This window comes from Micromonospora sp. NPDC049799, from assembly GCF_040656655.1.
In the GTDB taxonomy this organism is placed as follows: Bacteria; Actinomycetota; Actinomycetes; order Mycobacteriales; family Micromonosporaceae; genus Micromonospora.
In genome coordinates, this window is record NZ_JBFAMU010000120.1 from 1 (window position 1) to 12,193 (window position 12,193).

Below are 12,193 nucleotides of genomic sequence, written 5' to 3' on the forward strand. Positions count from 1 at the left end.
CGGCGCGCGCCAACTCGGTCACCAACGACGCCGTCGATCCCGTCTCCGGCATGCCCGAAATCAAGATCTGCGCCGTCCGCGTGGAGAGGGTGGGCGAGCCGCAGTTGCGCGGGTACCACCCGTACCCGGCCGCCCGCGCCGAACTGCTGCACCGGCTCGGCCGGCTCGATGAGGCCGTGGCGGCGTACCGGGAGGCGCTCGACCTGGCCGGCACCGCCCCCGAGCGCGATCGCCTGCGCCGCAAGCTGGACACGATCGGGCAGCCCGACTGACACGTCGAGTCCGGCGACGTATCGCAATCATTCCGGAACACTCTTCCGATGGATCTTTAGACGCCTCCGGTCAGGGGTTGCCTCCCACGAGAATCCTCTGGGAATCGCCGCAGCTCAAACCGAGTATGCTCCGGCCGGTCAGATCTGACGCCCCTCCAACCACTCTCGGAAGCTTTCCGGTAATTGTTGCCTTCCGGCGACGGCCGCTGCAATACTCCACATTCATGCAGGTCGATGACCGAGGATCCGCGCCCCTCCGGTGCGCTCGCGCGAGCGGTCTCGACCCCGCCCACCCCCGCCACCCCGGACCGGCGCCCCGACAGCCCCGGTCCGGTTCCCACGGAAGGGAAAAGACATGTTGGAGACAAGCCCCGGGAACGACCGTCCACCACCGCGTCCCCGCATGCGTACGGCGATCGCCCTCGCCGCCGCCGGCCTGCTCGCCGCGACCGGTGCCGCGTTCCTGCCCGGTGCGGCCAGCGCCGGGACGACGCTGGGCGCGTCCGCGGCCGAGCAGGGCCGGTACTTCGGCGCCGCGGTGGCCGCGAACAAGCTCAGCGACAGCACCTACGCGACGATCCTGAACCGCGAGTTCAACTCGGTGACGCCCGAGAACGAGATGAAGATCGACGCCACCGAGCCGCAGCAGGGCCAGTTCAGCTACGGCGCGGCGGACCAGATCGTCAGCCACGCCCGCAGCCGCGGGATGCAGGTGCGCGGCCACACCCTGGCCTGGCACTCCCAGCAGCCCGGCTGGATGCAGAACATGAGCGGCAGCGCACTGCGCCAGGCGATGCTCAACCACGTCACCCAGGTGGCCACCCACTTCCGGGGGCAGGTCGTCGCGTGGGACGTGGTGAACGAGGCGTTCCAGGACGGAAGCAGCGGCGCCCGCCGCGACTCCAACCTCCAACGGACCGGCAACGACTGGATCGAGGCGGCGTTCCGGGCCGCCCGGGCCGCCGATCCCGGCGCCAAGCTCTGCTACAACGACTACAACACCGACAACTGGACCCACGCCAAGACCCAGGCCGTCTACAACCTGGTCCGGGACTTCAAGCAGCGTGGTGTGCCGATCGACTGTGTCGGCCTCCAGTCGCACTTCAACAGCGGCTCGCCGTACCCGGGCAACTACCGCACCACGCTGTCCAGCTTCGCCGCGCTCGGCGTCGACGTGCAGATCACCGAGCTGGACATCGAGGGCGCGCCCGCCGCCACGTACCGCAGTGTGGTCGAGGACTGCCTCGCCGTGGCCCGCTGCACCGGCATCACCGTCTGGGGCATCCGGGACAGCGACTCGTGGCGGGCCTCGCAGAACCCGCTGCTCTTCACGAGCAGCGGCGCGAAGAAGCCGGCGTACGACGCGGTCCTCGCCGCACTCAACGGCGGCTCGACCCCGCCCTCCAACCCGCCGACGACCGGACCGACCACCGGACCGACGACGCCGCCACCGGGCGGTGGCAGCTGCACCGCGACTCTCCGCGACGGGACCCGGTGGGGCGACCGGTTCAACAGCGAGGTGACGGTCGGCGGCGCGACCAACTGGACGGTCGTGGTCGCCGTGACGCCACCGCAGAGGATCTCCGCCACCTGGAACGGCAGCCCGAGCTGGGACAGCAGCGGGTACGTCATGACCATGAGGTCGAACGGCAGCGGGAACGTCTTCGGTTTCACCACCATGGCCAACGGCACCTGGACCCGTCCCCAGGTGCGCTCCTGCACCGCCTCCTGACCCCGTCGAGAGGATCCGGGGCGGCGACGGACACCGTCGCCGCCCCGCTTCCGTCCTCCCTCACCGGTCCGGCAGGTCGTCCAGCCAGCGGTCCAGGGCTGCCGGGGACCGGAACAGCACCACCGGCGGCCCGGACGGATCCGCCTGCCAGGCCCGCATCCGCCGCCGCGCCCGACCGAAGGCGGTGACGTGCCACACCAGGATCGAGTCCCGGGACAGCACGCTGCCCAGCGACTCACGGTTGCCGTTGCAGATCTCCTCCCGCGTCAGCAGCCGGCCCGCGGTCCGGCGCAGCAGGCGCCAGAAGGAGCGCCAGCGCGGGTAGTCCAGGCCGACGACCAGGTCGGCGCGGGCCAGTGGCACATCCCGCCACCCGTGGTAGGCCCCGTCGACGATCCAACGGTCGCGTCGGCAGATCGCCTCGATCCGGCTGCGCTGCTGCGCCACCGGCACCTCGACCCAGCCCGGATTCCACAGCAGGTCGTCGACCGGGTACCACGGCAACCCGAGGCGATCGGCCAGTCTCGCCGCGAGGGTGGACTTGCCGGAGCCGTACACCCCGTAGACCAGGATGCGGGTCGGCGCGTTCATGCGCGGCAGCGTACGGCAGGGTTGCCACGAGGAGGTGCGTCGACTACGTTTTCGGGCACGCCGTCGAGCCGGAAGGAGGTCAGAACAATGTCCGATGTTCTGCGCCCCCTCCGCGTTCCGGCGTCCTCGCGGAGCTGACCCGGGGCGTCAGCTTTCCCGGAGGTTCCTGCCATGACCGATGTGGTCATCCGTCCGCTCGTCGCGGGCGAGGAGAGTCTGTTCGACTCCATGCCCGATCCGCTTCCCCACCTGCGCCAGGTCCGGTACGCCGACGGCGTCGCCGACGGCGGCTACCGACCCGAGCACACGTGGGTCGCCCTCCGCGCCGGCCGCGTCGTCGGCCGGGCCGCCTGGCTCCGGCCGCCCGGCGCCACCGGCGCTCCGTGGCTGGACTGGTTCGACCTGGACGCCGAGCCGGAGGTGGGGGCCGCCCTGCTGCACGCCGCACACGAGGCACTCGGCGGACCCGGCCGCTACCACGCCGTCCTGCCCCCGTACTGGCGGCGCCGGCCGGAGGTCCTCGCCGTGGTCGAGGCACCCATGGCCGCCGCTCGCCTCGCCGGGCTGGTCGAACGCGGTGAGCGGCTCAGGTGTTCCTGGATCGGTACACCCCTGCCCGCGACCTCCGGGCGGTACACCTTCCGTCCCGCCGCCGACGCGGCTGAGATCAACGGCCTGGTCGCCCGCATCGCGGAGCCGGACGTCCTGACCGGCGTGGAGATCGCGCAGGCGGTCGGCGGCGTGGACCTCGCCACCGATCCGCTGGCCTGGTTGACCGGTCCGATCGACGGCTGGCGCGTCGCGGTGGACGCGGGCGAGCCGGTTGGCCTGGTCGGCACCGCCGGGGACGCCTGTTATCCGCTGATCGTCTACCTCGGTCTGCTCGACGAGGCCGTCCGCGGTGAACTGCTGGCCGAGGCCGTTCAGGTTCTGGCGTCCGGTGGCGCCCACGAGGTGCTGGCCGACGTGCAGGCCCGCCGCGTGGCGGTGGTGGCAGAACTGGAGCGGACCGGGTTCCGGCAGGTGCGGGCCCGAGTCCTCTTCGAACCCGGCGCCACGGCACCGTCCGACCCGGCCCACGTCCGGGCGGGCGGTCTCGCCGGCCGGGTGACCTGATCGGACGGCCTAGATCCGAGCGGCCCGGACCAGTCGATCCGGGCCGCTCGGGCTCCGTGGTCAGGCGACCGACGCGGGGAACCGGTCCCACGTCCGGTGCGCGGCCATCACCTGCTTCACCTCGCCGAAGACCTCGGTGCCGGACGTGCCCGTGACGACGCCGGGTCGGTCGACGATCCCCGTCTGCCGCAGCACGGTGTGGCCGGCACCCCAGGCCCCGATCGCCTTGGCGTGCCGCCAGGCCTCCTCGACCAGGAGCAGGACGCGCGGATCCACGGTCGCGGCGTCCGCCGCTCCCGCCTTGGCGTCGCGGGCGGGCAGCGCGTCCGGTGCCGGTGCCGGAGCACCGGCCAGCAGGATCGCGTCGAACTCGACCGACCGGGCGGTGGCGAAGCTGCGCTGCACGGGGAGGTCCGCGACCAGGCCGCCGTGCGGGGCGATCACCAGCGGCACCATGCCGGCGGCGAACACCGCCCGGCGTACGTGGTGGAGGTCGTCGAGGTCGCCGTCGGGGTCGACGACGATCCCGACCGTCCGGCCGTCACCCGGCCACACCCGGCCGACCTGCGACAGTGCGGGGCTGGGCGCGACGTCGGCGAGCGGGACGGTCGGCTCCGGGGCGGGCAGGCCGAGGCCGGTGGCGACCTGGGCGCAGAGCACCGGGTCGATGTTGGCGAGGCACTGGAGCTGCCGCTCCTTGATCGCCTGGTGGTAGCACTTGCCGAGCTCGAAGGTGTAGGCGCGGATGATGTGCTCCTTCTCGACCGGCGACATGCTCAGCCAGAACAGGCGGACCTGGCTGAAGTGGTCGTCGAACGAGACCGGACTGGCGCGTACCTTGGGCGCCTCCACCACCGTCACCGGCACGTCGACGAACGCGTTCTCCTCGTCCCCCGCCGGGAAGGGGTTGCCACCGTCGAGCGAGTTCGGCCGGTACGGCGCGACGCCCGCGTGGACGGCCTGCTGGTGGAAACCGTCGCGGAGCATGTCGTTGACCTCGGCGTGCGGCCGGTTGATCGGGATCTGCGAGAAGTTCGGTCCGCCGAGCCGGGTCAGCTGGGTGTCGACGTAGGAGAAGAGCCGGCCCTGGAGCAGCGGGTCGTTCGTGACGTCGATGCCAGGCGGCAGGTGGCCGAGGTGGAAGGCGACCTGCTCGGTCTCGGCGAAGAAGTTCGTCGGCGTCCGGTTGAGGACGAGCTTCCCCACCGGCTGCACCGGCGCGAGTTCCTCCGGCACGATCTTCGTCGGGTCCAGCAGGTCGATTCCCGCGAAGGTCTCCTCCGGGGTGTCGGGGAAGACCTGCAGACCGAGTTCCCACTCGGGAAACGCGCCGGCCTCGATCGCGTCGTACAGGTCCCGGCGGTGGAAGTCGGGGTCGATGCCGCCGAGCATCTGCGTCTCCTCCCACGTCAGGGAGTGCACGCCGAGCTTGGGCTTCCAGTGGAACTTCACCAGCGCCGTCTCCCCGGCGGCGTTGACCAGCCGGAAGGTGTGCACACCGAAGCCCTCCATCATCCGGTACGAGCGCGGGATGCCCCGGTCGGACATGTTCCAGATGGTGTGGTGCTGCGCCTCGGTGTGCAGGGAGACGAAGTCCCAGAAGGTGTCGTGGGCGCTCTGCGCCTGGGGAATCTCGCGGTCGGGGTGCGGCTTGGCGGCGTGGATGATGTCCGGGAACTTGATCGCGTCCTGGATGAAGAAGACCGGCATGTTGTTGGCGACGAGGTCGAAGGTGCCCTCGTCGGTGTAGAACTTCGTCGCGAACCCGCGGGTGTCGCGGACCGTGTCGGCCGATCCGCGCGAGCCGAGGACGGTGGAGAACCGGACGAAGACATCGGTCTTCCGGCCCTTGCGCAGGAAGCCCGCCTTGGTGATCTCTTCCGCGGCGCCGTAGCTGGTGAACACGCCGTGCGCTCCGGCGCCGCGCGCGTGCACCACGCGCTCGGGGATGCGTTCGTGGTCGAAGTGGGTGATCTTCTCGCGCAGGTGGTGGTCCTGCAGCAGGAGCGGACCCCGCGGTCCCGCCTTCAGGGAGTGGTCGGTGTCGCGCAGCCGCGCTCCCTGCGAGGTCGTGAGGTAGGCGCCCTGCTGACCGTTGGCGATCGTCGGCGCGCCGGTCTCCGCGCCGGTCGGCGTACGGGTCTCGGGGGCGCCCTGCTCCCTCTTGGGCGGCAACGGGTCACGGGGAGTCGTCGGCTCCTCCACCGTCGGCGGGGCACTGCCCGGCGCGCCGGGCACGGTGGCCAGGACGTCGGTCAACTTGTCCGTGGCGGCGTCGACCACGTCCTTCACGACCTTGGCGGGCTTGGTGGGATCCATCTCGGCGGGTCCTCCATCGGAGCTGTTCTGGGCCGGCCCCCCTGCCCTACCCTCGGCCGATACGGCAAAACGCCTCGTTCGGGACAACCAGGACGACGGGCGGAAACCCGCTTGCCGGCCCGGACCGGCTCGGGGATGGTGGTCCCCATGACGTTCTGACGGACAGCACCCCGTTGCTCTTTCCAGGCCCACGGCACCGCCCGGTGCCGTCGTGCCGTCCGTCCGTGCCCTTCACGAGAAGTGAGCGTCGTTGTCTCCGCACCCCTCCCTGCCACGGTCCACGTCGGCCACCGTCGCCGTGTTCGCCTCACCCACCAGCTGGATCGAGTCCGCCGCCCTGGCGCAGTGTCACCAGGTGGCCGCCCTCGACGGCATGGTCCACGTCGCCGCCATGCCGGACCTGCACCCCGGCAAGGGTGCGCCCATCGGCGCGGCGATGGCGTCGACCGTGCTGTACCCGTTCCTGGTGGGCTCCGACATCGGCTGCGGCATCGCCGTGTTCCCGATCGCGCTCAAGCGCGCCGTACCCGAGCGGCTGGCCGCCCGGTTCCCCGACCTCGACCGCGCCCTGGACCCCGGGCGGGACACCGAGGACCCCGCCTGGGCCGTGGTGGAGGGCGGCATTCCCGCCGGTCACGGCGAGGGCCTCGGCACGGTCGGCCGGGGCAACCACTTCGTCGAACTGGCGCGGATCGGCACCGTCTTCGATCCGGGCCACGCCGGGCGTCTCGGGCTCGACGCCGGCGACCTCGTCCTCGTCGTCCACAGCGGGTCGCGGGGCCTGGGCGAGCGAATCCTGCGGGCGCACACCGAGGTCCACGGCGCGGGCCCCGCCCCCGACGCCGCCGCCTACCTGGCGGCACACGACGACGCCGTACGGTGGGGCTCGCTCAACCGGCGGCTGCTGGCCGCCCGGGTCGCCCACGCCCTCGGGGCCGAGCCCACCGCACCGATCGTCGACCAGTGCCACAACCTGGTCGAGGTCCGCGACGGGCTCTACCTCCACCGCAAGGGCGCGGCGCCGGGTGACGGCCGCGACGTGCTCGTCGCCGGAACGCGCGGCACCCCCTCCTACCTCGTGGCCGCCCACGCCGGCCCGGAGGCCAACCACTCCGTGGCACACGGCGCGGGCCGCAAGATGTCCCGCGCTGACGCCCTGCGCCGGGGCCGGGCCAAGCACACCGTCGAGGAACTGCGCCGCACCCCGGTGGGGTCGGTGGTGGTGTGCGGCGACCGTCAACTGCTCTTCGAGGAGGCACCCACCGCGTACAAGCGCATCGAGCGCGTCATCGCCGATCTGGTCGACCACGACCTCGCCACACCGGTGGCCACCACCGTTCCCCTGGTCACCTACAAGACGCCCGACCTCGGGTCCACACCCCGGCCGGACCGCCGGGACAACCGCCGTGGGCAGGGCCGGCCGTGACCGTCGACCTGCTCATGTCCGCCGGGCGCGGCCCGCAGGAGTGCACGTGGGCGCTCGCCCGGCTGCTGCACCGCCTGGAGGCCGACGCCGTCGGGCAGCGCCTGACCACGCACCGGGTCCGGACCGTGCCGGCTGAACGACCCGGCACCTACCGATCGGTCCTGGTCCGGATCTCCGGCAGCGGTGCTGAGACGTTCGCCGCCTCGTGGACCGGAACACTGTGCTGGCAGGCGCCCAGCCCCTACCGGGCGACCGGGCGGAAGAACTGGTACGTCATCGCCCGACCGTGCCAGCTCGACACCTTCGCCACGACGTTCGCGGAGGCCGACGTCGACGTCGTCGCCTGCCGTACCGGTGGACCCGGCGGTCAGCACCGGAACAAGGCCAGCACCGCGGTGCGTGCGACCCACCGTCCCTCCGGGATCGTCGTCGTGGTCGACACCGAACGCCAGTTCAGCCTCAACCGGCGCCTCGCCATGCGGCTGCTCCGTCGGCGCCTCACACACGACGACGAGGCTGCGCAGCGGGCTGCGGTCACCGAGCGGTGGCGCATCCACGACGAGCTGGTACGCGGCAATCCCACCCGCGTCGAGCGTCCGGGTCCGTCGGATGAGGGTGCACACAGGTCACCGTCGCGGCAGTAGTCTCGCCCGATGGCAGTGCACCGGCTCGATCGCGCGGAGGCACGGCGGATCGCCGTACGCGCGCAGCTGCTCGACGCGCCGCGGCCGACCGACCTGCTGGCGGTCGTACGGCAGCTGACCCTGCTGCAGATCGACCCGACCGCGGCCGTCGCGCCGAACGTGGACCTGGTCGCCTGGAGCCGCCTCGGGTCGTCGTACCGGCCGTCGCAGGTGCAGGAGGCGTTGGAGCGGGATCGGACGCTCTTCGAGCACCACGCGATGGTGCGGCCGATGGACGACCTGCCGCTCTACCTGGCGGACATGGCGGCCTGGACCGGCGGGGACCGGCGGCGGGAGTGGCTGCGGCTCAACGACCGGTTCCGCCGCGACGTCCTCGCGCTGCTCGGCGCCTCCGGACCGCTGCCGTCGCGTGACATCCCGGACACCAGCCAGGTGGCATGGTCGTCGACCGGGTGGACGAACAACCGCAACGTCACCCAGATGCTGGAGTTCCTGCTGATGCGCGGCGAGGTGGCGATCGCCGGCCGCCGTGGGCGGCAGCGGCTGTGGGACGTACCGGAGCGGGTCTATCCGACGGACGCTTCCGTCGTCCCGTTGGACGAGGCGCGTCGGCGCCGCGCCGAGCGCCGGCTGCGGTCCCTGGGCATCGTCCGGGAGACGGCTCCCGCCTCGGCCGGCGAACCGGGGTCGGTGGGGCAGGTCGGTGAGCGGGCGACCGTCGAGGGCGTCCCCGGGACGTGGCGCGTCGATCCGACGGCGCTCGGGCAGTCCTTCACCGGCCGTACCGCCCTGTTGTCGCCGTTCGACCGCCTGGTGCACGACCGGATCCGGATGGCGGACCTGTTCACGTTCGAGTACGTGCTGGAGATGTACAAGCCGAGGGCGAAGCGCCGCTGGGGTTACTTCGCGCTGCCGATCCTGCACCACGACCGTCTCGTCGGGAAGGTGGACGTCACGGCGGACCGCAGGGGCGGCACTCTCCGCGTGGACGTGATCCACGAGGACGTCCCGTTCACCGCGGAGATCACCGAGGCGGTGCACGAGGAACTCCGGGACCTCGCGTCGTGGTTGTCCCTGACCGTGGGCGGTTCGGCCGCCGGCCGGTCCGACGCGGCTCGTCGCTGACGGTCAGCGTGTGCGGCGGTTGGCGCGCAGGGCACCCAGGAGCACCCCGGGTGTGGCCAGCGATCGCGGGTGTCGGCGCATGGAGACGACGTCGTTGAACCGCCGGGCGATCGTCACGTCCGTGACGGTCGCCGTGACGATCTGCCCGCTGGCCCAGCTGGAGAGCCGGTAGCCGCGCGGGTAGGGCCCGTCGACGTGCGGCAGGGCCAGGTCGGCGGAGGTCGACACCGACCACGCGGCGTCGACCACGACCTTCTGCAAGGCGAGGAACCGGCGGGCGGGCACCCGCAGATCCGGGCGCTCCCGCAGGTACGTCGACAGGCAGACCGCGTGCAGGGCGGCCGAGGTCATCCCCTGCCCGTACACGGGGTTGAACGACGCGACCGCGTCGCCGACGCTGACCAGCCCCGCCGGGAACCGCCTCAGCGCGTGGAAGTCCCGCCGCCGGCTGTCGGCGTGGCGGTAGGTCAGCACGTCGCCGAGCATCTCGTTTCCGGCGACCTCGCCGAACTCCGGTGGGAACTGGTCCCGCAGCCGACGGACGAAGTCCTCGGCGGTGTGTCCCGGGCGGTTGTCTCCGTAACCAGCCATCATGGCCATCCACCGGCCGTCCTCGATGGCGAAGAACGCGGCGCCGGCGACGTCCGAGGACACTCTCGGGCTGTGCAGCGCCAGGACGACGGTGCGATCCGGGTGGGCCTCGCGACGCCGGAACAGGGCCGTCGCGTAGTTGAGGTGCACGGTCATCCGGCGCGTGACGGGCCGGTCCCAGCCGGCCTGCTCCAGCCACTCCGACAGCCTGCTCGACCGCCCCATGGCGTCCACCACGAGGTCGCCGCTCTCGACGCCGGGAAGCCCGCCGACGTCGCAGCGGACCCCGGTGGTCACGCCTGCGTCGACCACGAGGCCCGTGGCGCGGGCGGCGACCGTCTTGACGTTCGGCAGCCGGAGCACCTGCTGGCGGATCAGCCCTTCCAGGAGGGGCCGACTGCCGGCCAGGCTGTCGGCGTCGTCCGGGACGACGACCTTCAGGCGACCGTCGAGGTAGGCCCGGCGGGAGGCGGGCGGAGCCTCGACCGCCCCGTGGGCAAGGGCCTCCTCGCGGAATCCCGGGAACAGGCGCTCGAGCTGGAGGAAGCCGCCGGGCAGGAGCGCGTGCAGTTGCGTCCCCTGCGGCACGCCGGGCCGGTGACCGGGCCGGTGCAGGTCGTCCCGGTCGATGATGACGACGCTCTCCGCGTGGTCGGACAACACGCGGGCGGCCAGCATCCCGGCGACGCTGCCACCGATCACGACGGCCCTGCCCAGGACCGGGGACGCCCGGTCGAGGGGTCGCACCGCGTTCAGCGCGGCCAGGATCCGGGCCGGGGAGGGGGACATCGTGCTCTCCAGGGGGACGAGGTGTGACGCCTTCTCGCATGCCTGCCGGCGACCGGCGGGCGGCCGGACGGGCGGAACGCACGCCGATCGTTGCACAGGTGCCGGGCGCTGCCCGGGAACGTCGGCGTGATCGGCGGGTGTGGTGTCGAGGCGGACCAGCGGAAATGCGGCTCAGCCGGTGGCAGAGGCGGCCGTCACGGACACGGCCGCGCCGAGTGGGCCCTCGTTCGCGCTGCGGTCCAGTGCGGACACGCAGTAGGAGAGCGCGCGGTCGGCCGGCGCGGTGCGATCGACCCAGCCGTCACCCCGGGTGGTGCCGACGAGGCGGGCCCCGTCGCCGTCGACGCGGTAGACGGCGTAGCTCACGGCACCGTCGCGGCGCCAGGTCAGCCGCACGCCGCCGTCCTCCCGCCGCCCGTCCAGGACCACGGGGGCGGCCGGCGGCGTCGCCGGTAGCTGCGTCATCACGGGTACCAGCGCCGGAGCGGCGTAGTGCGCCCGGCTGTAGCGGGTGACGGCCCCGAGCCTGTCGGCGCGCACCTGACGGGCGCTGAAGTGCACGCTTCCGCTCACGGCGTGCCGGCGGTTGAGCGCGAGCTGACGGTCCAGCTCGGCCGGATCGCTCCAGGCGCCGCGCTCCCCCACCCGGTAGTCGGCCTGGCCGATGTAGAGCTGCACCCGGGTGCCCTCGACCGTGGACGTCCACCACGGCAGCAGCTTCGCGTAGTCGGCCTTACCGAACCCGATGTGCCAGTAGAGCTGTGGCACCACGTAGTCCAACCACTCCCGGCGTACCCACAGTCGGGTGTCGGCGTGGATGTCGTCGTAGCTCTGCAGCCCCGCGGTGGCCGACCCGGTCGGATCCGTGCGCCCGTTGCGCCAGATGCCAAACGGGCTGATACCGAACTTCACCCATGGCTTGATCGCCTTGATGCGCTCGCTCATCTCGCGGACCAACGTGTTGACGTTGTCCCGGCGCCAGGCGTCCTTGTCCGGGAAGCCCTGGCCGTACCGGGCGAACGCCGCATCGTCCGGGAAGTCCTGCCCGGCCTCCGGATAGGGGTAGAAGAAGTCGTCGAAGTGCACCCCGTCGACGTCGTACCGCCGGACCGCCTCCAGCATCGAGTCCTCGACGAAGGTGCGCGCCTCCGGGATGCCGGGGTTGAAGTAGAGGCGGCTGCCGGGCCGGTCCGCGCTGGGATAGGTCACCACCCATTCGGGGTGCCGCCGGAGCGGATGGGTCGGCGCCAGGCGGTCCAGCCGGGGGCCGGGTCCGCCCACCGTGGCCGGCTGCCCGCCACGGTACGGGTTGAACCAGGCGTGGAACTCCAGGTTGCGCGCGTGCGCCTCGGCGACCATGAACTCCATCGGGTCCCAGCCCGGGTCGCGTCCGTCGCGGCGCCCGGTCAGCCACTCCGACCACGGCGCGTACTCCGACGGCCAGAGCGCGTCCCCGCTCGGCCGCACGTGCACGAAGACCGCGTTGTGGTTGTGCCGAGGAGATCGAGGCTCTCGCCGCCGCCCGTACCTGGGGAGAAGCCCGCCAGGTCCAGATGACCCACCTGTGGAACCCAGCCGGCCCGGAGTG

The 12,193-nt window shown here is 72.3% G+C and carries 9 protein-coding genes and 1 pseudogene; 6 read left to right on the forward strand and 4 right to left on the reverse strand.

Annotation, left to right across the window (positions count from 1 at the left end):
• Positions 1 to 272, forward strand: a pseudogene (locus tag AB0I76_RS12250) (hypothetical protein); the annotation flags it as partial.
• Positions 273 to 675: 403 nt separating this feature from the next.
• The gene (locus AB0I76_RS12255) at positions 676 to 2,004 is read left to right on the forward strand and encodes an endo-1,4-beta-xylanase (RefSeq protein ID WP_357033782.1); all 1,329 of its coding nucleotides are present in this window, start codon (positions 676 to 678) and stop codon (positions 2,002 to 2,004) included.
• A 60-nt stretch (positions 2,005 to 2,064) separates the two neighbouring features.
• Here the strand turns inward: AB0I76_RS12255 and AB0I76_RS12260 are convergent, their stop codons facing one another.
• Positions 2,065 to 2,595, reverse strand: a complete 531-nt coding sequence (locus AB0I76_RS12260) for an adenylate kinase (RefSeq protein WP_357033784.1) — start codon at positions 2,593 to 2,595, stop codon at positions 2,065 to 2,067.
• A gap of 171 nt (positions 2,596 to 2,766) precedes the next feature.
• Here AB0I76_RS12260 and AB0I76_RS12265 point away from each other — a divergent pair, with 171 nt between their 5' ends.
• Complete coding sequence (locus AB0I76_RS12265) at positions 2,767 to 3,711, forward strand: acetyltransferase (RefSeq protein WP_357033786.1); 945 nt, start codon at positions 2,767 to 2,769, stop codon at positions 3,709 to 3,711.
• A gap of 60 nt (positions 3,712 to 3,771) precedes the next feature.
• Here the strand turns inward: AB0I76_RS12265 and AB0I76_RS12270 are convergent, their stop codons facing one another.
• Positions 3,772 to 6,030 (reverse strand): catalase, encoded by a 2,259-nt coding sequence (locus AB0I76_RS12270; protein WP_357033788.1) that lies wholly within the window; start codon positions 6,028 to 6,030, stop codon positions 3,772 to 3,774.
• Positions 6,031 to 6,280: 250 nt separating this feature from the next.
• Here AB0I76_RS12270 and AB0I76_RS12275 point away from each other — a divergent pair, with 250 nt between their 5' ends.
• The 3 genes from AB0I76_RS12275 to AB0I76_RS12285 are packed head-to-tail and all read left to right on the forward strand — an operon-like array spanning position 6,281 to position 9,225.
• Positions 6,281 to 7,456 (forward strand): RNA ligase RtcB family protein, encoded by a 1,176-nt coding sequence (locus tag AB0I76_RS12275; protein WP_357033790.1) that lies wholly within the window; start codon positions 6,281 to 6,283, stop codon positions 7,454 to 7,456.
• Positions 7,453 to 8,100, forward strand: coding sequence for a peptide chain release factor H (prfH, locus tag AB0I76_RS12280; RefSeq protein WP_357033792.1), 648 nt, complete (start codon positions 7,453 to 7,455; stop codon positions 8,098 to 8,100). Before AB0I76_RS12275 ends, prfH begins: the two co-directional genes overlap by 4 nt.
• 9 nt (positions 8,101 to 8,109) lie before the next feature.
• Positions 8,110 to 9,225, forward strand: a complete 1,116-nt coding sequence (locus tag AB0I76_RS12285; RefSeq protein WP_357033793.1) for a crosslink repair DNA glycosylase YcaQ family protein — start codon at positions 8,110 to 8,112, stop codon at positions 9,223 to 9,225.
• Positions 9,226 to 9,228: 3 nt separating this feature from the next.
• On the opposite strand, the gene AB0I76_RS12290 is transcribed toward AB0I76_RS12285, so the two are convergent.
• The gene (locus AB0I76_RS12290; protein WP_357033795.1) at positions 9,229 to 10,605 is read right to left on the reverse strand and encodes an FAD-dependent oxidoreductase; all 1,377 of its coding nucleotides are present in this window, start codon (positions 10,603 to 10,605) and stop codon (positions 9,229 to 9,231) included.
• Between the two features lie 171 nt (positions 10,606 to 10,776).
• Positions 10,777 to 12,078, reverse strand: a complete 1,302-nt coding sequence (locus AB0I76_RS12295) for a family 10 glycosylhydrolase (protein WP_357033797.1) — start codon at positions 12,076 to 12,078, stop codon at positions 10,777 to 10,779.
• Positions 12,079 to 12,193: the final 115 nt, after the last annotated feature.